This is a genomic window from Paenibacillus sp. FSL R7-0312, assembly GCF_038004445.1.
Lineage (GTDB): Bacteria > Bacillota > Bacilli > Paenibacillales > Paenibacillaceae > Paenibacillus_AQ.
In genome coordinates this window covers 2320883-2344067 of record NZ_JBBORE010000001.1, presented here as the reverse complement: position 1 = coordinate 2344067, position 23185 = coordinate 2320883, and the positions used below count along the sequence as shown (strand labels likewise).

The window sequence follows — 23185 nt, the reverse complement described above, 5'->3', positions numbered from 1 at the left end:
GCAGCTCCCTTCTGTCAGCTGGTATCGGTTTCACCTCTTAAGGTAACACCATTTGGTTTCTATGAAAAGCCGCTCTATAAATCTATTGACTTACACCTAACTCTAAGGTCTAAGCTTAACACTGTACCTTCATTTAAGGAGTGAATAATTAATGGTAAAAAGAATTAATGTTGCTAATGGTGCGCTTGAGGTTGCTGAAATCTCCCTGGGCTGTATGCGGATTGCAGATCTGTCGCCACAAGAGGCCGATATACATATTCACAGCGCCCTGGAGGCTGGTATAGACTTCTTCGACCATGCTGATATTTATGCCGGGGGTAAAGCTGAAGAAGTGTTCGGCAACGTTCTGACCGCCAATCCCGGCATGCGGGATCGTATGATGATTCAGGCCAAATGCGGTATCCGCAACGGCTTCTTCGACTTCTCCAAAGAGCATATTGTAACTTCGGTTGAGAACAGCTTGAAGCGGTTACAGACCGATTATGTCGATGTACTTCTCCTCCACCGCCCTGACACGCTGATGGAGCCTGAAGAAGTAGCCGAAGCCTTCGATGAGCTGGAAAGCAGAGGTTTGGTTAAACACTTTGGCGTTAGTAACCAGAATCCCCTGCAGATTGAATTGCTCAAAAAGAACGTCAAGCAGCCCCTGCTGTTCAACCAGCTTCAGCTTAGCATTATGGTTACCGGCATGATTGACTCCGGCTTCAATGTCAACATGACCAACGCCGGTTCTGTAGTCCATGACGGAGGCATCCTGGAATACAGCCGTCTGCATGACATGACCATCCAGCCTTGGTCCCCGTTCCAATACGGTTTCTTTGAAGGCGTATTCCTCGGCAATGAGAAGTTCCCGGAGGTGAATGAAGTCATTAACCGTCTGGCTGCGGAAAAAGGTGTAGCAGATACCGCCATCGCAATCGCCTGGCTACTGAGACATCCGGCTAAGATGCAGCCGATTGTCGGTACCACCAACACTAAGCGTCTGCTGGATATCGCCAAAGCTTCCGATATAACCCTCAGCCGCCAGGAATGGTATGAGATCTACCGCGCGGCAGGGAATGTGCTTCCTTAACCAAGAAGGCAAAAAGAAAACACCGCCAGCTTTAGACGAAAGAGGTCTAGAGCCAGGCGGTGTTTTCTTTAACTACCTCGCAATTGGGCTTGCCTTTTTACCCATCATATAAATTCCAATCCAGGCAAACATTAATACTATCTGAGCTAGAACGACCAACCACAGTACTTCCGTGTAGCCTCCTATAAGGCAAAATATAGTATTAACCAGGGGGAACCCCAAGAACGTAAACATGATCGGAAAATCTTTTTTGGGAGTGATTGAATAATTAACCTTCCGGTCCCAGAACTTTAGGAAAGCTAATGCTAAAACTCCGATTGTAATTACAGAAAGTGCAATCAAATTCACCCATTGCATATTAGAGGTTCTTTCGAAGAATGGCCCCATATAATTAAAGAAGTTAGATAAAGGTGAGAACATACAAGCCAATGACGCAATTGCCGCCAGAAACGGATAAATGTAACCAACGGATTTACTGTAGCCTTTCTTTTTATGCCACCATTCACCAATTAGAATAAAGACTGTCCAATATCCCGCTATATAAATCCATCCTGTAAAATTCATCACAGGTTCCCCATAGATTTGAGGTTCACCGGCCAGCGGATAATACGTCCATCTTGCAATGCTTCCTTCCATGGTCTGAAATATCTGTTTAACGGCCACCGGATCCAATGAAAAGTCAAACACCATAGCGCTTAATCCCGTAATAAAGGGTTTAGTCCAGGACGGTATATTTACAGACTTTAGAACACGCAAAGTTGAATAAATGATCAGAAACTCAATTATAGGGACAGTAATAGGTATATTAAATAACATTAAAATACTCCGCCCATAGGCGTAGAAACCTTCCCCAAGAGATGACGCAGTAATTTCAAAAACAGCTGCGTAAAAAAACACAAAACCTATAAATTGCATTAGAACCGTTTTAGGATGTTCTTCCTTATCAAGGATATAGAAAACCATTAGAACAGCAGCAATTAATACCATAATATCTTGAATAATCCATACAGGGACTACAGTTATATCTCCCATATTTTACCTCCATTTAATTTAATTTGAATCGAACGTTCAAATAAATTATAATATCACCATGTTAGTAAAACAACAGGCTGTTCGTTTGAATTATGTTAGTTATCATACAAATCACATTAGTTTTGTTCATTTTTTATTTTATATGGGGAGGATATTATGGCAGACAAAAAAGCAGATCACAGAGTGAGATATACAAAAATGGTTATAAAAGAAAGCTTGTTGAAGCTTTTGACAGAACGGTCTATCAATAAAGTTACAGTGACCGACATTTGCAGCGAAGCAAACATTAATCGCAACACCTTTTATTCACACTATGCTAATCAGTTTGAGCTTCTTTCAACGATCGAGAATGATCTTTACGAAGAAATTAAGCAACTTGGGATTAATTCTTCTGACGTTAAAACTCCTGAAAAGCTATCTTATGAATTATGTAAATATATAAAAGCGAATAAAACGATTTGTGAGGTTCTGTTCTCAGAGCATGGCGATAAAGAATTATTAGAAAGAATCCTTTATATCAGTCACGATTTAACCATTGAGCGATGGAAGCAGGAATTAAAATATTTTGATCCACAATTATTTGAGTCTTGGTATACGTTTGCCGCTCATGGCAGTATAGCCATTATAAAAAAGTGGGTGAGTAGTGGTTTGAAGGAAAGCCCCAGTAAAGTTGCAGCTTTTATTGATAAAGCCACAGAGGCAGTATCCAAAGCATTTTATTCCGAAGAATTATAAATTATTTAAAATGAAGCGGACGCTCATTTTTGAGGGCCGCTTCTCTGCTCTTCTGCTGAAGACCAGGCAAGGGGATGGGACTTATGTCTGCTCCTCCAGTATTTTGGGGTCAGTAATAAGAAAAGTGATTCAGCATACCGATAAGTTCGAGAGCCTGGAGGTCAGAACATGGTTTTGGAAACGAAGCAAAGATGCGGCTTTTATCTCGACTCCTATGACCTGATTTATCAAGCCATTGCCAATCAGGATGGTCATAAAGCTGAGGAAGCTGTCCGTCTCCAGAACCGGTATTCGCAAGCAAGCGACACTCTGGTTCATGATCGTAGGAATTATTTTTATCGCAGCGAATTTGCGTGCTCCCCTCACATCGGTGGGACCATTGCTGTTCAGTCGTAATCGGGCGGAGTGACCTTGTATGTTGGAACTGCAATTCTGAGGTTTGCTATTCCCCTATGTAATGTATTACTTCCGAGCCTGATCAAACGGGAGTTTCCGCAGCAAATGGGTACTATGGACAGTGGGATATTCTGTTTCCCTGAATCTATGCGGGGCGGTAGCTTCCGGTATTAGTGTTCCCTTAGCTGTGGGGGCAGGCATGAGGTATCGTTGGTCTAGGTGCGGCTAGAAATCAATTTGTTGGTTCTGATAAAGATTGCCTGGATCTTGATAGTTCTACGCATAACTGGAGTAAGAGAATACAGCTCAAATAAAAAGAAAAAAGAGCCCACCAGAGAATATCTCTGATGAACTCTTTTAGCAGATACCGGCGAGAGGACTCGAACCTCCACGGTTTCCCACTCGATTTTGAGTCGAGCGCGTCTGCCATTCCGCCACGCCGGCATATACATATTATTTACAATTGATTCTAAAATAAAATGGAGGTGCCACCCAGATTTGAACTGGGGATAAAGCTTTTGCAGAGCTTTGCCTTACCACTTGGCTATGGCACCAAAAAATGGAGCGGACGACGGGAATCGAACCCGCGACCCTCGCCTTGGCAAGGCGATGCTCTACCGCTGAGCCACGTCCGCATATAATGGCTGGGGATATAGGAATCGAACCTATGAATGACGGAGTCAAAGTCCGTTGCCTTACCGCTTGGCTAATCCCCAACATTTGATTTAATAAAATGGGGCGACTGATGGGTCTCGAACCCACGAATGCCGGAACCACAATCCGGTGCGTTAACCCCTTCGCCACAGTCGCCATATGAAGCTTATTTAATTGCAATGCCTTATAACTCTTATAAAAGAAATGGGGCGACCGATGGGTCTCGAACCCACGAATGCCGGAACCACAATCCGGTGCGTTAACCACTTCGCCACGATCGCCATATTAAATTTTATAGGATATTACTTGGCAGGGGCAGCAGGAATTGAACCCACACCAACGGTTTTGGAGACCGTTGTTCTACCTTTAAACTATGCCCCTAAAAATGGTGGAGGCTGATGGATTCGAACCACCGAACACGTACGTGAGCAGATTTACAGTCTGATGCGTTTGGCCACTTCGCTAAGCCTCCGAGGATGGTGCCGGCGAGAGGACTTGAACCCCCAACCTACTGATTACAAGTCAGTTGCTCTACCAATTGAGCTACACCGGCGTATTAAGTTGTAAGAAATATGGTGGCGCGGGAGGGAATCGAACCCCCGACACAAGGATTTTCAGTCCTTTGCTCTACCGACTGAGCTACCGAGCCGAACATTTTTTCATAAAGATGGCGGAACCGACGGGATTCGAACCCGCGATCTCCTGCGTGACAGGCAGGCATGTTAGGCCAACTACACCACGGTTCCAAATTGGTTGCGGGGGCAGGATTTGAACCTGCGGCCTTCGGGTTATGAGCCCGACGAGCTACCGGGCTGCTCCACCCCGCGTCAATGTTAAAGATCTATTCTATTAAAAGATAGATGGTGGAGGCTGAGGGGTTCGAACCCCCGACCCTCTGCTTGTAAGGCAGATGCTCTCCCAGCTGAGCTAAGCCTCCATATATGACTCGTATGAGATACTCTCCACTCCGTTACGAGATTGCGATGTATTCCTTACGATGCCTATGCTTCAACGAACCCAGGGAATTCTCATCCCATTAATCGAAGAAGAAATTGGTGACTCGTATGGGATTCGAACCCATGTTACCTCCGTGAAAGGGAGGTGTCTTAACCCCTTGACCAACGAGCCATGCTGTTAACTACTTGTAAAGTAAAGCTACGGAGAGAGAGGGATTCGAACCCTCGAGACGCTTGTGGCGCCTACACGATTTCCAATCGTGCTCCTTCGGCCAAACTCGGACACCTCTCCAAATGGCTCCCCGAACAGGACTCGAACCTGTGACAACTCGATTAACAGTCGAGTGCTCTACCAACTGAGCTATCAGGGAATATACATATCAAGCTTGATCGCCTGAAAACTGAATCCGAAACGAATCTGCGCTCTAAGAAATTTGGATAAGCCCTCGACCGATTAGTATTGGTCAGCTCCGTGCATTGCTGCACTTCCACCTCCAACCTATCTACCTCGTCGTCTTCAAGGGGTCTTACTAGTTGGGAAATCTCATCTTGAGGGGGGCTTCACGCTTAGATGCTTTCAGCGCTTATCCCGTCCGTACGTAGCTACTCAGCCATGCTCCTGGCGGAACAACTGATGCACCAGCGGTACGTCCATCCCGGTCCTCTCGTACTAAGGACAGCTCCTCTCAAATTTCCTGCGCCCACGACAGATAGGGACCGAACTGTCTCACGACGTTCTGAACCCAGCTCGCGTACCGCTTTAATGGGCGAACAGCCCAACCCTTGGGACCTACTTCAGCCCCAGGATGCGATGAGCCGACATCGAGGTGCCAAACCTCCCCGTCGATGTGGACTCTTGGGGGAGATAAGCCTGTTATCCCCAGGGTAGCTTTTATCCGTTGAGCGATGGCCCTTCCATGCGGTACCACCGGATCACTAAGTCCGACTTTCGTCCCTGCTCGACTTGTAGGTCTCGCAGTCAAGCTCCCTTATGCCTTTGCACTCTGCGAATGATTTCCAACCATTCTGAGGGAACCTTTGAACGCCTCCGTTACTCTTTAGGAGGCGACCGCCCCAGTCAAACTGCCCGCCTGACACGGTCCCCGTACCCGCTTAGGGTACTAGGTTAGAACCTAGATACGATCAGGGTGGTATCCCAACGGCGCCTCCGCAGAAGCTTGCGCTCCTGCCTCAACGGCTCCCACCTATCCTGTACAGATCGTACCCAAATTCAATATCAAGCTGCAGTAAAGCTCCATGGGGTCTTTCCGTCTTGTCGCGGGTAACCTGCATCTTCACAGGTATTAAAATTTCACCGGATCTCTCGTTGAGACAGCGCCCAAGTCGTTACGCCATTCGTGCGGGTCAGAATTTACCTGACAAGGAATTTCGCTACCTTAGGACCGTTATAGTTACGGCCGCCGTTTACTGGGGCTTCGGTTCACAGCTTCGGGTTGCCCCTAACCACTCCCCTTAACCTTCCAGCACCGGGCAGGCGTCAGCCCGTATACTTCGCCTTGCGGCTTCGCACAGACCTGTGTTTTTGCTAAACAGTCGCTTGGGCCTTTTCACTGCGGCCCCCTCGGGCTATTCACCCTACCGAGGCACCTCTTCTCCCGAAGTTACGAGGTCATTTTGCCGAGTTCCTTAACGAGAGTTCTTCCGCGCGCCTTAGAATTCTCTTCTCGCCTACCTGTGTCGGTTTGCGGTACGGGCACCTTCTCCTGGCTAGAGGCTTTTCTTGGCAGTGTGAGATCATGACCTTCGCTACTACAATTTTCGCTCCCCATCACAGCCCAGCCTTATTGATGTGCGGATTTGCCTACACATCAGCCTCACTGCTTAGACGGACACATCCATCAGTCCGCGTCACTACCCTCCTGCGTCACCCCATCGCTCATAGCGGATTACGGTGGTACAGTAATTTCAAACTGTTGTCCTTCGACTACGCCTTTCGGCCTCGCCTTAGGTCCCGACTTACCCTGAGCGGACGAGCCTTCCTCAGGAAACCTTGGGCTTTCGGCGGATCAGATTCTCACTGATCTTTTCGTTACTCATACCGGCATTCTCACTTGTATGCTGTCCAGCGCTCCTTACGGTACACCTTCAACCCACATACAACGCTCCCCTACCCCAGATACAAAGTATCTAGCCATAGCTTCGGTGGTGTGTTTAGCCCCGTTACATTTTCGGCGCAGAGTCACTCGACCAGTGAGCTATTACGCACTCTTTCAATGGTGGCTGCTTCTAAGCCAACATCCTGGTTGTCTGTGCAACTCCACATCCTTTCCCACTTAACACACACTTGGGGACCTTAGCTGATGGTCTGGGCTGTTTCCCTTTTGACAATGGATCTTAGCACTCACTGTCTGACTCCCGGCAAGAAGTTAATGGCATTCGGAGTTTGACTGAGCTTGGTAACCCTTGCGGGCCCCGCACCCAATCAGTGCTCTACCTCCACCACTCCATTCACCGAGGCTAGCCCTAAAGCTATTTCGGGGAGAACCAGCTATCTCCGAGTTCGATTGGAATTTCTCCGCTACCCCCACCTCATCCCCGCATTTTTCAACATGCGTGGGTTCGGGCCTCCAGTGCGTGTTACCGCACCTTCACCCTGGACAGGGGTAGATCACACGGTTTCGGGTCTACGTCCACATACTCATTCGCCCTATTCAGACTCGCTTTCGCTGCGGCTCCGTCTTCTCGACTTAACCTTGCATGTTAAACGTAACTCGCCGGTTCATTCTACAAAAGGCACGCCATCACCCAGTAATAGGGCTCTGACTTTTTGTAAGCACACGGTTTCAGGTTCTATTTCACTCCCCTTCCGGGGTGCTTTTCACCTTTCCCTCACGGTACTGTTTCACTATCGGTCGCCAGGTAGTATTTAGCCTTAGCAGATGGTCCTGCTGGATTCATACGGGGTTTCACGTGCCCCGCACTACTCGGGATCCGTCTCGGAGAGAACACAGTTTAGGCTACAGGGCTTTTACCTCTATCGCGGGCCTTTCCAGACCTCTTCACCTACCATATTCCTTTGTAACTCCATGTGAGACGTCCCACAACCCCAAGGGGCAAGCCCCTTGGTTTAGGCTGTTCCGCGTTCGCTCGCCGCTACTGACGGAATCACTATTGTTTTCTCTTCCTCAGGGTACTTAGATGTTTCAGTTCCCCTGGTCTGCCTCTGCGTATCCTATGTATTCAGATACGAGTAACTGCGAATTACCACAGCTGGGTTTCCCCATTCGGACACCCCCGGATCAAAGCTTGCTTACAGCTCCCCGAGGCAGTTTCGTTGTTCGCCACGTCCTTCGTCGGCTCCTGGCGCCTAGGCATCCTCCGTGTGCTCTTATTAGCTTAACCAATCGCTCCGGTATTGGCTCATTCGCTCATCTTGTTTTAAACAGCGCTTCCGGATGAATCCGTCCGCTAGTCTGTTTAAAGCCAAAAGTCGCTCATAATCCAAAACCATCGCTCAGCATGACTAATAACTATTTCAACTTGCTTACACAAGTTTCAGCTAAAAGATGTTCTAAAACGCAAATTCGTTTCGGTATCCAGTTTTCAAGGATCAAGGTGCTGAAATTTCGGGACAATCACGACTGTGATGTTCGAAAATTCAGACAGTTTAAAGATGAGAGCTTAAACTCTCAAAACTGACCAACGAGTGAGTGTTTGAACCCTAAGGTTCATTGTGGAAGCTTTAGCTTCCGATTTGAATGTTTCCGTTGCAGGAAACGATTCTCCATAGAAAGGAGGTGATCCAGCCGCACCTTCCGATACGGCTACCTTGTTACGACTTCACCCCAATCATCTACCCCACCTTCGGCGGCTGGCTCCCTTGCGGGTTACCCCACCGACTTCGGGTGTTGTAAACTCTCGTGGTGTGACGGGCGGTGTGTACAAGACCCGGGAACGTATTCACCGCGGCATGCTGATCCGCGATTACTAGCAATTCCGACTTCATGCAGGCGAGTTGCAGCCTGCAATCCGAACTGAGACCGGCTTTGCTGGGATTGGCTCCACCTCGCGGTTTCGCTTCCCGTTGTACCGGCCATTGTAGTACGTGTGTAGCCCAGGTCATAAGGGGCATGATGATTTGACGTCATCCCCACCTTCCTCCGGTTTGTCACCGGCAGTCACTCTAGAGTGCCCAGCCTTACCTGCTGGCAACTAAAGTCAAGGGTTGCGCTCGTTGCGGGACTTAACCCAACATCTCACGACACGAGCTGACGACAACCATGCACCACCTGTCTCCGATGCTCCGAAGAGGGGCACTATCTCTAATGCTTTCATCGGGATGTCAAGACCTGGTAAGGTTCTTCGCGTTGCTTCGAATTAAACCACATACTCCACTGCTTGTGCGGGTCCCCGTCAATTCCTTTGAGTTTCAGTCTTGCGACCGTACTCCCCAGGCGGAGTGCTTACTGTGTTAACTTCGGCACCAAGGGTATCGAAACCCCTAACACCTAGCACTCATCGTTTACGGCGTGGACTACCAGGGTATCTAATCCTGTTTGCTCCCCACGCTTTCGCGCCTCAGCGTCAGTTACAGCCCAGAAAGTCGCCTTCGCCACTGGTGTTCCTCCACATATCTACGCATTTCACCGCTACACGTGGAATTCCACTTTCCTCTTCTGTACTCAAGTCACCCAGTTTCCAGTGCGACCCCAGGTTGAGCCCAAGGTTTAAACACCAGACTTAAATGACCGCCTGCGCGCGCTTTACGCCCAATAATTCCGGACAACGCTTGCCCCCTACGTATTACCGCGGCTGCTGGCACGTAGTTAGCCGGGGCTTTCTTCTCAGGTACCGTCACTCCGGTAGCAGTTACTCTACCGGACGTTCTTCCCTGGCAACAGAGCTTTACGATCCGAAAACCTTCATCACTCACGCGGCATTGCTCCGTCAGGCTTTCGCCCATTGCGGAAGATTCCCTACTGCTGCCTCCCGTAGGAGTCTGGGCCGTGTCTCAGTCCCAGTGTGGCCGTTCACCCTCTCAGGTCGGCTACGCATCGTCGCCTTGGTGAGCCGTTACCCCACCAACTAGCTAATGCGCCGCAGGCCCATCCCCAAGTGGCAGATTGCTCCGCCTTTCATTCTCTCTTCAGGAGAGGAAAGAAATTATCCGGTATTAGCTACCGTTTCCGGTAGTTATCCCAGTCTTGAGGGCAGGTTGCCTACGTGTTACTCACCCGTCCGCCGCTAAATTCATTTGAAAGCAAGCTTTCAAATGAACTCCGCTCGACTTGCATGTATTAGGCATGCCGCCAGCGTTCGTCCTGAGCCAGGATCAAACTCTCCAAATTGGTTTTAGAAAGAGCGATTGCTCATTTTGAAACATCTGACGAGAATTTTCATTCTCTTTTTTGGATCTCGCCGAAGCGATCTCCCACTCACTCGTTGTTCAGTTTTCAAAGATCAATGTCTCATCTTTTGTCGCCGTTATTTGTTTCAGCAGCGACCTTTATAATATATCACAGCGCCCTCGTTTTAGTCAACCTTTTTTTTGATTTCTTTTTTTGGCTGATTTACGACTGCTTTGCAGCGCATCGTTATGTCAGAGGGACGAGTTATAATTTATCACATAAGTTGCGTCCTAGTCAACCCTAAATATTCCCCTCATTATCTGCGCTCATGCAGCAAGGAACAAATAAAAAAAGAGAGTACACTACCTCTCTCCATCCTCCTGCTTACTTTTTCTATTATAGGTCTATTCATGTCCGTGGACAGCCACCTAACTAAAGGGTATACCGAATTGCATGTCCGTCCCCGGCCTCTACAGCCCAAGAAGTAATTTCTCTAATTAATGAACGCGATACAAGCTTGCGCAGAACAAGCGGTAGCTCTGCCTGGAGCTGGCTCAGTCCTGAATGCTGCAGAAGTTCCTTGATACTCCAAGCCTCCTTGCGGCTGCTCAGGATATGGAGCAGCATGGCGCAACAATCCGCCATTTTTGACATTAACGCAAACTCGCAGGCCAGCAAAATCAGTTCGACTCTCTGCTCCAGCGTTTCTGTACTTACTGTCAGTTCTTCATATAACTTATGAACCGGAGAATTCAAATTTTTGACCTGTCCCCACACTGCGGGCTCCGGAAAATATCCGGCCTCGCTCACTTCAATACGTGCCCAATGATACAGAGCGATCAGCACGCAGTTATAAGCATCCATAGTACAGCCTGCTTCAAGGTAACGTTTCGACTTCACATACATATGTAGGAACCGGGAGAATTCCATAAACAATACCCGCTCTTTCAGCGGACCTTGGAACTGAATGAGTTCCTTCCGCATCTCCGCCAATATTCCCTTAGGGTCCCAGATCACCTCACCGGACATTAAACTGGTAAGGAGTTCATTATTGTCCCCTGCCATCACAGCGCGTTCCAAAGCAGATAGACCCACATGCACGGATTGCGTCCGCCGGTCCCCGGCAATGGTGTGGGTTATAATTCGCTCTGTCTCCTGTTCCTCATGCAGCATGAGCACCATCATATCAAAGTCATGCAGCAGCGCGCTCTGAAATGTATCATTGCCTCTTTGCCGCAAAGCAACGGCTCCAAGAACATTCTCATCAAATGTCTCCCCACTTAATAGGGTCAAATTGGACAGTTCCATACTTCCCTCCATCAAATTTGGCGATTTTGCATCCAGTCAGTTATAATTCTCTTTACATAAATGATATTCTACATATTCATGTCAGTTCCTCCTGGATAACCGAACTATATTTCAGTTAGGAGATAATACTCATGAAATTTAAATCGGCCAAAATCAACGCTTTTCGTACATGGGGACTGCTTCTTACGATGCTGGGTATGGGCCTTATGATTATGGGAACCGCAGGCATTGTATTCTGGGGGTCTGCAGGCAAGGTTGTCGCTGCTATCGGTCTCGTCATTGGTCTAATCTCCATGATGGCCAGTCTGGCCATCTACTTCTGGGCGGGCATGCTCTCAACCAGTGCTGTCCAGGTGGAATGTCCCGAATGCCATAAGCTGACCAAAATGCTTGGCAAAACGGACCGCTGTATGTTCTGTCACACCATCCTCACGATGGACCCTGCACAAGCCACAATTACCGCTGAAGAACTTGAAGTCCAGCAATTGAAGCAATAATCGAATTCATATGTCTTTACAGAAATAATCTCCTGCCGGATACAAACAAAAACGGGTGTCGTCCTCTACTGGACGACACCCGTTTTATATTTAATCCCCCTAAGCATTATTCAACAATCGCTTTGAGTGCTTCCCACGCTTCCGGATTGGCAAAGCTCCGATTCCATGAGGCTACCCCGCCAAGGCCGAAGGACTGCGCCAGATCGACTCTGGCTGCCAGCGAAACTTTATCCTCAATCCATATTTTGCGCAGAGCACCCTCTTCTTTGTATTCCACATAATTCTGTCCTGCTTCCTTATCAAGAACCGGTGTCAGCTTCTTCTCGGCAAGTATCTCCTGAACCGCATTCATACTGACGGCCTTGGAACTTACTTTGTTTTCACCTTTCTCGGTCTTCTCGGTCCAGATACGAGTGTACAATGGCACCCCCAGAATCAGCTTCTCGGCAGGCACTTCATCCTCTTCAATAATCCGGCTTATAGAATTCCTCACCCACGGCAGGGAAGCTACAGAACCGGCAACCGGACTGGCCGCCCAATGCTCATCGTAAGCCATCACGATCAGGAAATCCGACACGGCTCCAAGCGCCCGGCGATCCAGGAACAAGGACCACATTTCACTGTTTGATTTCGGTGTTACATCAATAGAGACAATCAGATTCCGGCTCTGTGCCATGGGCTTCAGTTCCCGCATGAACTGGGTTACATTAGGTCCGTCCTTGGTGTATACATTCTCAAAGTCGATATTAATACCGTCCAGGTTGTACAGATCCGCATACTTCAGCATTTGCACAATTGTATTCATCCGTCTGTCATACGTGGATAGTGCCTCCGTAGTCAGGTCTGCCTCAAAGCTGTTGCTGAGCAGTCCCCATACCTCCATGCCCTGGGTGTGAGCCCACTCTACATAGGCGCTGTCAGCCTGGCTGCGTACATTACCATTAACATCGATAATGCTGAACCAGGTTGGACTAACCACATTAATTCCTGGCAAATCAGCAAATTTCGCAGGATTCGGCTTGCGTTCGTAGACTGCCTCCCAGAACATATTAACGGGCTTTCCTTTCCAGCTGCGTTCGGCACGGGTAGGAGCCACAGGCTGCTGCACTACTGTCCTATTCCCGTCTGCTAGAATATCGTCCGCCTTGACGAAGCCTGTATATCCGCTCTCCAGCTGCACATACAGCCAGCCTTTGATGTCTGAATTCCAGATTCTCACTGTGGCTCCCGGCGGCATATCAGCAAGGATTGGCGCATGTACGGAGTCTCCGCTGCGGAGCGCTTTGGTCCGTCCGCCTTCCTTACCCTTCACTTTGCCTAACGGCACCGTTTCGCCGGCAGTCATTAACAGAACGGCACCGGTACTGCTATCCTCGTCTACCTCAAAGCCATATAAGTCCTCCAGTGTATCTGCCGGAAGATATGTCACCCCATCCTTCTCTTCAGGCGCAAGACGAAGCTGCAGGGGCTCATTGTTCAAACTTGCTGCTGTTGAATCCTCCTGCATATATAAAAGACTGCTGTCTGTCGACAGAATCACAGACTTGCTCTTTTCCTCGTAACGGATAGATGAATCTACGTATTCCTGTAATAGCGGCAGTGGTAATAGCAGGCTGTCCCCTGTACCTGAGGCTGAGTATCCGGTAAGCTCTCCCTTAACAAAAACAGGCTTCTCCAGCCCCTTCCAATCCGGATCCAGATGCTGACGGTTCGGTAATACATAATAAACAACCCAAAAGGCTGCGGCAGCTATAATGACAAGTCCCAATAAGCGGCGAAAAAGACTTCCACGCTTTTTGACGCGTCTTTGTCTCTGTCTTCTGTCCAAAATATATCCTCCAAACAGTATGATAAATTTATAATCAGATAGCACTTCTGTTAAGTATACGACATCGCGGCCCTATTGGTTGCGCCAAACTGCTGGAAGCTTTGTATTTTTGTAACAGCTCCATAGAAAAAAGCGTGTACAATCCGCATTCGGATTCTACACGCCTGCAATTCCATATCTTAGTGCTGCTTCTCGTTGCAGCATTTGCAAACACCATACAGTTCCATACGTAATCCATGAATCTTAAAGCCTGTAGCCAATTCGGCACGCTCCTCTACCTCATGGAGAGAAGAATAGCTGAAATCCTCAATCTTACCGCATTCCTGGCAGATGACATGATAATGATCAGACACATTGGCATCGAAACGGCTGGAATTATCACCGTAGGTCAGCTCGCGGACCATACCCGCTTCTATAAACATCTTAAGATTGTTATACACCGTTGCCACACTCATACTGGGAAACTGAGGCTCAAGCGCTCGGTAAATATCGTCTGCCGTAGGATGATTCATCGCTTCCATCAGGTACGTAAGAATCGCATGACGCTGAGGCGTAATACGGACACCGGTTGTCTTCAGTTGCTCCAATGCATGCTGTACGCCACTACCCATCCATGCCACCGCCTTTAATTATACAACTTAATAATAACTCTAATGTAATTGTAAGACCGGGCTTTCAATGTTGTCAACGAAGTCCTTACATTATATTTATTATTATATAATAAAAATTACTTAATTCAATATTTGCTCACATTTAGATTGCTGTTTCCATCCACACGAAGCTTGAACTCACCCGTTCCGATCTGGCCGGAGAGGTTTTTTTTGTCGATTACAAGTCCCGGCAGGTCCGTTACAATATCCCCGTACCCGCTTGAACCCTCCACCGTATAATTACCCGTAAGCGGCAAGTAGAGATCGATATCTCCGACAGCACTGTAGATATCCCAGTCTCCGCCGAAGTCGTTCGAACGAATGTTGATTCTGCCATTCAAAGATTCGGCATGCAGCTTCGATCTGGCTCCGGCTACCTCCACATTGCCGTTCTTCGTGGACAGATCCAGCGCATCTCCGCTATCCGTTGCCGATATATTACCAACTGCCGATGAGAGCTTCAGAGCCCCGCTAACCTCCCAGGCCCCCATATCACCACCGCTTGTAGTCAGTTCAACACTCCCCTGTACGTTTCTGGCGCGTACTGCTCCATTGAGGGTTTTACCTTTTACATTGCCGTAAATACGGTGCAGAATAAGTTCCCCGTTCCCTGTCTCCAGAGAAATATCTGAAATAGCCTCCACGTTCTGCAGAGTAATACCGCCGTTCATCGTACGGACCCCCAGATCAAACCGGCGGTCCTCGGGGAGGGAAATGTCCAGATCTATCCGCGGCTGGCGTTTGCCGGATTCACCGTACACCTTCCCCTGGGGAGTGATCTTGATCGTCGTGTCTTCTGTCACATCGACAAAAGACTGATCCGCTATGGATTCGGCAAGTACGCCGTCCAACTGATCCACCCAGACTGTTGCTGTAATCTCAATATCCTCCACTGGAGCCCGGTGGATCAGAATATCTCCGTTAATCGCATCAATGTTGATTCCAGACGTATTCAGTTCAACTGGAACAATAAGCGGAGCCTTCTCATAACGGCTTCCTTCAGCTTCTCCATAATCAACTGCCGCTACAGTCAAATTAAGACTAACCCGGTTCCACAGATGCAGATAATGCTCCTGCTCCGTTACGATAAATACGCATGCCGAGAGCAGGATAGCCGAGAACAGTCCGCGCAGGTCCATACGGGCTCTGGCAATAGTAGCGTTCTGGCTGCGGCGGCGGGAAAAGAAGTGAATTAACAAATACTCCGCTCCCCATAATACCGGAATGACAGGCCACCATTTCAGCAGCATCATCATATAATCTGTTCCTTCACGCCAATCCACGAGCAACAGAACTCCGACAGCAATCAGTACTGCGGATGCAGTGTATCTGCCCACACGCCGGCTCCGCCGTTCCTTGCTCAGACGTGCGCCTGAGTCCTTAGCAATCTCCCGTACACCCAGCAGCAGGCCCAGAATCATCAGCAGAACCGCTACGGTTGCACCAGCGGAGTTCTCAATGAACACTTGAAGCCAGGGCGGCTTCTGGCGGAAGAGGAAGAGCAGCGTCCCGCCAAAGAGCAGCAGCAGACCAAAGGAAACCCCCGGCTCGCTGATTCTCACCCGGCGCCCTGCATTCTTCGCAGAATCCTTCATATCCGATAGTTCAGGGTCATGCTCTTCAGGGAAGCGCAATATCCGGTCTGCAGACTGGAGCACATCGAACACATTATAGAAGTACAATGCCGGGATCAGGAGCGCCAGCAAAATTAGAAGCGGTACATTGATCTGCATCCCGATAGAGGAGAAGTACAGTAGCGCTACAATATCCAGCAGAATAAGAAAAATAAACGAAATTCCTTTACGGAGCAGCCCGAGATACAGATGTCCCGTGCCGGGAATAACTGCAGCCAGCAGGCCGGCTATAAATTTGCGTTTGCGGGGACGCCGCTTTTGGCGGGGAGGGATATAAGGGGCCTTAGGTTCTCCGCCAGCTTCAGCTTCCTGCAAATCAGCTTCCTTCTCTTCATCCTGCACGGGATTATTCTCATGATCATGTTGACCTGAATTCATCTCGGCACTCCTCCTTTCAGAACGTTTGCTCCGCTTCTCATTCAATCCTGCCGCTCCGGTGAAATTCTATCAGCTCCACACCCGGAGCTACCTCTTCAACACCTGCAGGAATAAACCCGTGTTTGGTGTAGAGCGTTACTGCCGGAATATTCAGCTTCCCCGTTGATACGATAAACTGTTCCATTTCCCCATAACGGGCAAAGATAAATTCTAACATTCTGCCCGCCACCCCTTGGCGAAAATGATCCGGACTTACCATCATGCGTGTAACGGTCAGCTTACCGGGAGCCTCTTCCATCACTGCAACAGCCCCCATGAGCTCCTCATTGTCGTCGAGACAGCCGTAGAAGTCCTCTTTAACCCGGCTCAGCATGTCTCTCGTCTCCAGCAGCGGCGGAATATCACGGAACCCTATGATCTCCGCTTCCAGGCGGTACGCCTTATGCTGAAGACTCCAGAGCTCATCCAGCGTTATCTCATCCTGCAGATCCAGCTTCACTATTGTATCCATCCGTACAGTCCCCTTATATACTGCAGAGGGCCTGCCGTTGCCGACAAGCCCTGTGCTAATGATTCTATGACTTATTACCCAATCTATTACCCAAAAGCAGTCCCTAGCTGTTCAATACGTCAGCGAGCAGTGTGTTAACAAGACCGGGGTTTGCTTTTCCTTTGCTTTCTTTCATAACCTGGCCCACGAGGAAGCCGATCGCTTGTTTCTTGCCGGCCTTGTAGTCTTCGACAGATTGCGGATTAGCAGCGATCACATCCTGGACAATTTTTTTGATTGCCCCTTCATCACTGATCTGGACCAGCCCCTGCTCTTCAACAATAACTGTCGGCAGCTTACCGCTTTCCAGCATTTCTTTGAAGACGGTCTTGGCAATTTTGCTGCTGATGGTTCCGCCTGCGATCAGGCCGATCATCTCACCCAGCCCCTGCGGCGTAATCTTCACCTGGGATAATTCCAGATTATTGCTATTTAAATATCCCAGCAGGTCTCCCATCATCCAGTTAGCGACAGCTTTGGCATCTTGGGTGTAGGCCAGACTGCCCTCAAAGAAATCAGCGAGCGGTTTGGATGAGGTAAGCACTCCGGCATCATAGGGAGTCAGGCCAAATTCTTCACTGTAACGGGCCTGCCGGGCATCCGGAAGCTCCGGAATGGTGGCACGGATCTGTTCCTTCCAAGACTCGCTAATATGCAGCACGATAAGATCCGGATCCGGGAAATAACGGTAGTCATGCGCTTCTTCTTTACCGCGCATAGACAAGGTCTTGCCTCCAGCTTCATCCCAGCGGCGGGTCTCCTGCACAACGATCCCCCCGTCGTCCAGAATCTCGCCTTGACGGAACTGCTCATACTCCAAACCTCGGAGTACGCCGCGGAAGGAGTTCATGTTCTTCAGCTCTGCCCGGATGCCGAATTCCTCCTGGCCTTCCGGCCGCAGGCTGATATTGGCATCGCAGCGCATCGAGCCCTCTTCCATCTTCACATCGGATACATCGCAGTACTGCATAATGGCGCGGATTTTCTCCAGATAAGCACGCGCCTCTTCGGGCGAACGCAGATCAGGCTCTGAGACAATCTCAATAAGCGGAGTACCCACCCGGTTGAAGTCAACCAATGAAGCAAATCCACCGTCCACATGAGTCAGCTTACCGGCATCTTCCTCCAGATGAAGACGGGTGATCCCGATCCGTTTGGTCTCTCCATTCACTTCAATATCAATCCAGCCGTTCAGGCCGATAGGCTGGTCAAATTGCGAAATCTGGTAGGCCTTCGGGGAATCGGGGTAAAAATAGTTTTTGCGGTCGAATTTGCTGACATCGCCAATCGTACAGTTAAGCGCCATTGCGGCTTTCATCGCGTACTCTACGGCCTGGCGGTTAAGAACCGGCAATACACCGGGGTGGCCGAGACAGACCGGACAGGTATGTGTATTGGGCGGAGCGCCGAATTCTGTGGAGCACCCGCAGAAGATTTTGGACTTGGTATGAAGCTCCACATGAACTTCCAGCCCAATGACCGTTTCATATTTAGACATAGATAATCTCATCCCTTAAAAGTTTTGTGGGCATATACTTCAAACTGGCAGCTACAATTGGGGGCGGGCCTTGTGATGCTCTGTATGTTGTTCAAAGGCATGCGCAACGCGCAGTACCGTACTCTCGTCAAACTCCTTGCCGATAATCTGCAAGCCGACAGGCAGGCCTTCCGCGAAGCCGCAAGGGATGCTGATGGCAGGAATACCGGCCAGACTGACAGGAATGGTAAGGATATCATTCAGATACATGGTTAGCGGATCTTCAGTCTGCGAGCCCAGCTTAAAGGCTGTCGTAGGCGCAGTCGGACCGATTACGACATCATATTTCTTGAACACTTCATCAAAATCCTGCTTAATCAGCGTGCGGACCTTCTGTGCCTTCAAATAGTAAGCATCATAATATCCGGAGCTCAGTGCATAGGTACCCAGCATAATCCGCCGCTTGACTTCAGGGCCGAAGCCTTGACTGCGGGAGTTATGGTACAGGTCAAGCAAACCTCCGCCATTGTCTACACGAACCCCATAGCGGACGCCGTCAAAACGGGCCAGGTTAGAGGAAGCCTCCGAAGAGGAGAGCAGATAATAAGCGGCTACGGCATATTCAGTATGCGGAAGAGAAACTTCTTCCCACACGGCGCCAAGACCTTCAAGTACTTTAAGCGCTGACAGCACAGATTCGCGGACCGATGCATCTACGCCTTCGCCGATGTATTCCTTCGGCACTGCAATACGCAAACCGGAGATATCGCCGGTCAGCGAGCTCAGGTAATCCGGAATGCTGACCTTGGCCGAGGTGGAATCCTGGGCGTCATAGCCTGCAATCGCCTGCAGTACATACGCGGAATCCTCAACGGTCCGGGTAATCGGGCCAATCTGATCCAGTGAGGAAGCAAATGCCACCAGACCGTAACGCGACACTAACCCGTACGTTGGCTTAAGGCCGACCACTCCGCAATAGGAAGCCGGCTGGCGGATCGAGCCCCCGGTGTCGGAGCCGAGGGTGAAGAACACTTCTCCGGCCGCAACCGCCGCTGCCGAACCACCACTCGAACCGCCGGGAACACGCTCCAAATCCCATGGATTACGCACAGCGCCGAAGCTGGAATTCTCATTCGAGCCGCCCATGGCGAACTCGTCCATGTTCAGCTTGCCGATCGTTACCGCATCGGCCTGGCGCAGCTTGGAAACTACCGTGGCATCGTAAACCGGCTGGAAATTGGTCAGGAACTGGCTGGCACAGGTGGTGCGCAGACCTTTGGTGACAATATTATCTTTGATTCCGGCAGGAAGTCCGAACAGCAGACCGCGCGCGGCTCCGGTAACCATCTTGTCGTCTAGTGCACGTGCTTGATCACGGGCACCCTCTTCATTCAGTGTCAAAAAAGCATGAACCTTACTGTCATGCTCCGCAATGGCAGAAAGCGACGCTTCCGTCAGCTCACTGACCGAGACCGCTTTACTGTGCAGCATGTTATGTACTTCAGGTAATCGATATTGAAACAGGCTCAACTTGCTTCCTCCTCTCAGGCTTTAGTTATTCCAGAACAGCGGGAACCTTGAAATGTCCTTCTTCATCTTCCGGCGCGTTAAGCAGTGCTGCCTCCTGGGACAGGCTCTCCTTCACCACATCGTCACGCATCACATTGCTGACCTGTAGCACATGAGTGGTCGGCTCTACATTCTCCGTGTCAAGCTCATTCAATTTCTCGGCATATTGTAAAATAGCATTCATTTGTTCGGTGAAGGTAGCCTCTTCTTCCGGGCTTAATTGCAGGCGGGCCAGCTTGGCCACATGCTGCACATCTTTGACGGTGATGCTCATAATGAATATCCCTCCTGTTTAAAGGGCTAAAGCGCCCGGATAACGTTTTTAATTATATTGTAGACGGCCTTACAATTCAATGCGCTTGTCGATGGAGGGCGATATATGAGGTGCAGGCCGGGTGGCGGTGGGTGCGAATAAGGCGGGAACGGTGTGCTGGGACGGTGCGGCGGAGCAGAGTGCCGAATAGCGGGATCGCGGGGAACATTGGAGTTGAAAAAGTATGGATCCGGGGATATGAGGGGCACTAATGCTCCTCATTTGCCTCCTACGGGTAACGCACAGGATAATCAGTGGGATTTTCCCCTTTGATTTTCCCGCAACGCTAACTATCAGCGGAATCAGTGGGGTTCCTGGAATATCATAATTTCCTAAATAACAAAACAAAAAGCCGGCTTTCGCCGGCTCTACTTAAATCCAAGCGCGAAGATTCACCTGTTTGATGAAATCCGCCTGGGACAAACTTTCTTTGGATGTTGTCTCCAGCTCTTCCGCTTCAACTTCCTCACCGTTCATCAGATGATGGAACAGCTTCTCGTTGTACGTCGATAGAGCATAATCTATCAAAGCTTCGTGCGTGGCTCTTTCAGCTTCTAGTACCAGCAATTGCTCTTCGGCCTCAATATCCTCTGCCGTAACATAGAAATTTCTATTGGCCTCGGGAACACGAATGACATAATCAAACGCATTATCTGGATTGCGGTCGTAAGCAATTAGGTAGCCGTAGTCTCCGATAGGAAGACTCTGCTCAAAAGCGTCCGCGACAATGACAATCTTCTCTCCTAAACGCAGCATCGTCCTACCTCCTGACCAAAATCTATCATGGTTCTGCTTGTTTCAACAGTCTACTAAAAAAAGATAGAGCTGTCCAGCCGCAGGAGAGTAGTCCGATGATTTTTCGCAGAAAATACTCTGAAAATTCTTGAAAACGTGCTATTCTATTGCAATTTTATCAATTCGGCAATTTATTCCTACGAATGAGCAGCGAAGCTCCTGCAATACAAGCAACGATTAACAGCACTGCTGAGATCATCGGCCCGCCGGTTACGCTGCCTTCTGCAAGCAAGCCGGCAGACATTCCGGGCAGAGCGGCAGGCAACCAGGCAGTCCTGGAAGGCAGCAGGCTGTGGGCGAGACTCATCCCCGCAGCCAGCAGGAGAGCAAACCCGGCAGCAGCAGGTCCGCGCAGCCAGGCGCTGAAGAGCAGCGTAAGTGACACCGCACACAGCAGCCAGAGTGCATAGAGTCCGGAAGCCGCCGCAACTGTGCCCCAGGCCAAGCTCCCCATAAGCTGCACTGTATAATAAGCCGCCCCCGCTACCCCCAGTACCAGTGCAATTACCAGCACTGTAAAATTTGCCGCCCATTTGGCAACAACGATCGATACCGGTGAAACAGGTCTGGCCATCAGCAGCTCGGCTGTCCCGCTGCTCCGCTCGCCGGCCAGGCTGTTCATTGTCCCCAGCGTCAGAATCAGGATGCCAATCGTGCCGTATTGGCCCAGAGCCTGGGCCATTACCGCAGCAGCACCAGGCATCTCGTAGCTGTCCATAAACCCTGCCGGGACATTTGATGAGGCTGCCAGTATATCAGCCATATAAAAGGTGACTAGCGGCTGCATGATGCCTAGAATAATGAACACTACAGGTATCCAGATCAGCTTATAGCTGCGCACTGCCTCCAGCATCTCTCTCGAATACAGGGCCCAGAGCTTGCTCATGTTCCCACCACTTTCATAAACAGATCCTCCAGCGTTGAAGAACCTGCTTCAAATTGCAGCAGCGGAATATCCAGCCCTGCTGCTTCCTGCAGAATCATCCGGCGCGCGAGCCCGACATCGCTTACGTTAAAGACTGCCCTGCCGTCCGAAATACTTGCTTCTTCAATAAAGGCTTTGTGCCTAAGCTCCTCCAGCCACCGGACAGCCTTGTCTTCCTTCGCTATGGTTATTCTGATAACCGGAAGACTGTACTCCGCCCGGAGACGGGCCAAGGTCCCCTGCACAGCTATAGCTCCCCGGTTCATTAATATGACGTCATCACATATCTCTTCCGCATCATGCAGCACATGGGTGGAGAAAATCACAGTTGTCTCTTCCCGGATGTCCCGCAGCAGCTCCATCACTTCCCGGCGCCCTATAGGATCAAGCGCGGAGACAGGCTCATCAAGCAATAGCAGACGCGGGCGGTGCACTAAGGCCTGGGCCAGCCCCAGGCGCTGCTTCATACCGCCGGAATATCCGCCGATCCGGCGGCGCGCTGCAGAACTAAGCCCCACGCGCTCCAGCACTGCGCCCGACACCGCCGCAGCTTCTTTGGCGGCCATGCCGCTAAGCTTGGCGGCAAAGATCATATATTCGAGACCGCTCATCCAGCTGTAAAAAGCCGGAGACTGCGGCAGATAACCAAGCTGCCGGCGGTAATCCGTTCCGGGAGGAGCGCCGCCAAAGGAGATGCTCCCGCCGGTAGGCGGCAGAAGACCGGCAAGCATGCGCAGTGTAGTGGTTTTGCCGGCTCCATTGGGTCCCAGTAAAGCGACACAACGCCCGGCTTCGGCCCCGAAGCTGATGCCGTCCACGGAGGGATGTCCGCCAAAGCTTTTGCGGAGATTCGTAACTTCAAGCAGCGGCATCAGAGTTCTTTCCTTCCCAGTGTGAAATAAGCTATACTTCCTAGCAGGTTGCCAAATACCAGGAGCAGCACCCACATCCATTTGGGCCCGCGAACCTTATCTGTCCTGGCCAGCGAGATCAGACCCACAACCGCCAGCAGAACCTGCAGCGCCAGCAGCGGCGCAATCAACCCCCAATTCACTTTATCCATCTGTACACCCTCCATACTCCAGTTTGCTATTCTGAGACCGCCTT

The 23185-nt window shown here is 50.0% G+C and carries 17 protein-coding genes, 16 tRNA genes, 2 rRNA genes and 1 pseudogene; 5 read left to right on the top strand and 31 right to left on the bottom strand.

Annotated elements, in window-relative coordinates:
* Positions 1 to 151: 151 nt before the first annotated feature.
* Positions 152 to 1072, top strand: coding sequence for an aldo/keto reductase (locus MKX70_RS10345; RefSeq protein ID WP_042239669.1), 921 nt, complete (start codon positions 152 to 154; stop codon positions 1070 to 1072).
* A gap of 72 nt (positions 1073 to 1144) precedes the next feature.
* On the opposite strand, the gene MKX70_RS10340 is transcribed toward MKX70_RS10345, so the two are convergent.
* Complete coding sequence (locus MKX70_RS10340) at positions 1145 to 2104, bottom strand: carotenoid biosynthesis protein (RefSeq protein ID WP_042239674.1); 960 nt, start codon at positions 2102 to 2104, stop codon at positions 1145 to 1147.
* A gap of 156 nt (positions 2105 to 2260) precedes the next feature.
* On the opposite strand from MKX70_RS10340, the gene MKX70_RS10335 reads away from it, so the two are divergent.
* The 3 genes and pseudogenes from MKX70_RS10335 to MKX70_RS10330 form a co-directional block, all read left to right on the top strand.
* A complete protein-coding gene (locus MKX70_RS10335; protein ID WP_197072998.1) occupies positions 2261 to 2839 on the top strand; it encodes a TetR/AcrR family transcriptional regulator in 579 nt (192 codons plus the stop codon).
* Positions 2840 to 3007: 168 nt separating this feature from the next.
* Complete coding sequence (locus MKX70_RS33405) at positions 3008 to 3235, top strand: hypothetical protein (RefSeq protein WP_042239677.1); 228 nt, start codon at positions 3008 to 3010, stop codon at positions 3233 to 3235.
* A pseudogene (locus MKX70_RS10330) lies at positions 3156 to 3446 on the top strand (MFS transporter); the annotation flags it as partial. The gene MKX70_RS33405 and the pseudogene MKX70_RS10330, both read left to right, overlap by 80 nt.
* 154 nt (positions 3447 to 3600) lie before the next feature.
* Here MKX70_RS10330 and MKX70_RS10325 read toward each other — a convergent pair.
* The 19 genes from MKX70_RS10325 to MKX70_RS10235 all read right to left on the bottom strand — a co-directional run bounded on the left by MKX70_RS10325 (position 3601) and on the right by MKX70_RS10235 (position 11462).
* Positions 3601 to 3679 (bottom strand) — tRNA-Leu (locus tag MKX70_RS10325).
* 36 nt (positions 3680 to 3715) lie between these two features.
* Positions 3716 to 3789: transfer RNA gene (locus tag MKX70_RS10320), tRNA-Cys, on the bottom strand.
* A gap of 6 nt (positions 3790 to 3795) precedes the next feature.
* Positions 3796 to 3870, bottom strand: a tRNA-Gly gene (locus MKX70_RS10315).
* A gap of 6 nt (positions 3871 to 3876) precedes the next feature.
* A tRNA-Gln gene (locus tag MKX70_RS10310) sits at positions 3877 to 3951 on the bottom strand.
* Between the two features lie 18 nt (positions 3952 to 3969).
* Positions 3970 to 4045, bottom strand: a tRNA-His gene (locus MKX70_RS10305).
* 49 nt (positions 4046 to 4094) lie between these two features.
* A tRNA-His gene (locus tag MKX70_RS10300) sits at positions 4095 to 4170 on the bottom strand.
* Between the two features lie 26 nt (positions 4171 to 4196).
* Positions 4197 to 4270, bottom strand: a tRNA-Trp gene (locus MKX70_RS10295).
* Positions 4271 to 4275: 5 nt separating this feature from the next.
* Positions 4276 to 4361, bottom strand: a tRNA-Tyr gene (locus MKX70_RS10290).
* A 5-nt stretch (positions 4362 to 4366) separates the two neighbouring features.
* A tRNA-Thr gene (locus tag MKX70_RS10285) sits at positions 4367 to 4442 on the bottom strand.
* 20 nt (positions 4443 to 4462) lie between these two features.
* Positions 4463 to 4538 (bottom strand) — tRNA-Phe (locus MKX70_RS10280).
* 19 nt (positions 4539 to 4557) lie between these two features.
* Positions 4558 to 4635, bottom strand: a tRNA-Asp gene (locus MKX70_RS10275).
* A gap of 4 nt (positions 4636 to 4639) precedes the next feature.
* Positions 4640 to 4716 (bottom strand) — tRNA-Met (locus MKX70_RS10270).
* A gap of 34 nt (positions 4717 to 4750) precedes the next feature.
* Positions 4751 to 4826: transfer RNA gene (locus tag MKX70_RS10265), tRNA-Val, on the bottom strand.
* A 116-nt stretch (positions 4827 to 4942) separates the two neighbouring features.
* Positions 4943 to 5017, bottom strand: a tRNA-Glu gene (locus tag MKX70_RS10260).
* 30 nt (positions 5018 to 5047) lie between these two features.
* Positions 5048 to 5137, bottom strand: a tRNA-Ser gene (locus MKX70_RS10255).
* A 3-nt stretch (positions 5138 to 5140) separates the two neighbouring features.
* Positions 5141 to 5216, bottom strand: a tRNA-Asn gene (locus tag MKX70_RS10250).
* A gap of 63 nt (positions 5217 to 5279) precedes the next feature.
* A 23S ribosomal RNA gene (locus MKX70_RS10245) occupies positions 5280 to 8208 on the bottom strand.
* Between the two features lie 388 nt (positions 8209 to 8596).
* Positions 8597 to 10154 (bottom strand): 16S ribosomal RNA (locus tag MKX70_RS10240).
* Together the 16S and 23S rRNA genes with 16 tRNA genes alongside form the textbook arrangement of a ribosomal RNA operon.
* A gap of 432 nt (positions 10155 to 10586) precedes the next feature.
* Positions 10587 to 11462: a nucleotidyltransferase-like protein gene (locus MKX70_RS10235; RefSeq protein WP_042239683.1), complete on the bottom strand. Its 876-nt coding sequence runs from the start codon at positions 11460 to 11462 to the stop codon at positions 10587 to 10589.
* A 131-nt stretch (positions 11463 to 11593) separates the two neighbouring features.
* Here MKX70_RS10235 and MKX70_RS10230 point away from each other — a divergent pair, with 131 nt between their 5' ends.
* Positions 11594 to 11959, top strand: coding sequence for a DUF2614 family zinc ribbon-containing protein (locus MKX70_RS10230; RefSeq protein WP_039310396.1), 366 nt, complete (start codon positions 11594 to 11596; stop codon positions 11957 to 11959).
* A 106-nt stretch (positions 11960 to 12065) separates the two neighbouring features.
* Here MKX70_RS10230 and MKX70_RS10225 read toward each other — a convergent pair whose 3' ends face one another.
* The 11 genes from MKX70_RS10225 to MKX70_RS10175 form a co-directional block, all read right to left on the bottom strand.
* Positions 12066 to 13787 (bottom strand): glycosyl hydrolase family 18 protein, encoded by a 1722-nt coding sequence (locus MKX70_RS10225; RefSeq protein ID WP_042239685.1) that lies wholly within the window; start codon positions 13785 to 13787, stop codon positions 12066 to 12068.
* 179 nt (positions 13788 to 13966) lie between these two features.
* Complete coding sequence (locus MKX70_RS10220; RefSeq protein WP_039310392.1) at positions 13967 to 14398, bottom strand: Fur family transcriptional regulator; 432 nt, start codon at positions 14396 to 14398, stop codon at positions 13967 to 13969.
* Positions 14399 to 14523: 125 nt separating this feature from the next.
* Complete coding sequence (locus MKX70_RS10215) at positions 14524 to 16449, bottom strand: DUF4097 family beta strand repeat-containing protein (protein ID WP_340782364.1); 1926 nt, start codon at positions 16447 to 16449, stop codon at positions 14524 to 14526.
* Positions 16450 to 16486: 37 nt separating this feature from the next.
* Positions 16487 to 16960, bottom strand: a complete 474-nt coding sequence (locus tag MKX70_RS10210; RefSeq protein ID WP_042239687.1) for a GNAT family N-acetyltransferase — start codon at positions 16958 to 16960, stop codon at positions 16487 to 16489.
* Positions 16961 to 17063: 103 nt separating this feature from the next.
* Positions 17064 to 18509 carry an Asp-tRNA(Asn)/Glu-tRNA(Gln) amidotransferase subunit GatB gene (gene gatB / locus MKX70_RS10205; protein ID WP_042239689.1) on the bottom strand — a complete coding sequence of 482 codons (1446 nt, stop codon included), beginning with the start codon at positions 18507 to 18509 and terminating at the stop codon, positions 17064 to 17066.
* A gap of 39 nt (positions 18510 to 18548) precedes the next feature.
* On the bottom strand, positions 18549 to 20006 hold the full coding sequence (gene gatA, locus MKX70_RS10200; RefSeq protein WP_042239691.1) for an Asp-tRNA(Asn)/Glu-tRNA(Gln) amidotransferase subunit GatA: 1458 nt from the start codon (positions 20004 to 20006) through the stop codon (positions 18549 to 18551).
* A 25-nt stretch (positions 20007 to 20031) separates the two neighbouring features.
* Positions 20032 to 20319, bottom strand: a complete 288-nt coding sequence (gene gatC, locus MKX70_RS10195; RefSeq protein ID WP_042239693.1) for an Asp-tRNA(Asn)/Glu-tRNA(Gln) amidotransferase subunit GatC — start codon at positions 20317 to 20319, stop codon at positions 20032 to 20034.
* A 411-nt stretch (positions 20320 to 20730) separates the two neighbouring features.
* Positions 20731 to 21114 carry a hypothetical protein gene (locus tag MKX70_RS10190; protein ID WP_039303101.1) on the bottom strand — a complete coding sequence of 128 codons (384 nt, stop codon included), beginning with the start codon at positions 21112 to 21114 and terminating at the stop codon, positions 20731 to 20733.
* Positions 21115 to 21271: 157 nt separating this feature from the next.
* Positions 21272 to 22039: an ABC transporter permease subunit gene (locus MKX70_RS10185; RefSeq protein WP_042239695.1), complete on the bottom strand. Its 768-nt coding sequence runs from the start codon at positions 22037 to 22039 to the stop codon at positions 21272 to 21274.
* Positions 22036 to 22950: an ABC transporter ATP-binding protein gene (locus tag MKX70_RS10180; protein ID WP_042239696.1), complete on the bottom strand. Its 915-nt coding sequence runs from the start codon at positions 22948 to 22950 to the stop codon at positions 22036 to 22038. The genes MKX70_RS10185 and MKX70_RS10180 overlap by 4 nt, the downstream gene beginning before the upstream one ends.
* Complete coding sequence (locus tag MKX70_RS10175) at positions 22950 to 23141, bottom strand: PLD nuclease N-terminal domain-containing protein (protein ID WP_340782351.1); 192 nt, start codon at positions 23139 to 23141, stop codon at positions 22950 to 22952. Before MKX70_RS10175 ends, MKX70_RS10180 begins: the two co-directional genes overlap by 1 nt.
* Positions 23142 to 23185 lie beyond the last annotated feature (44 nt).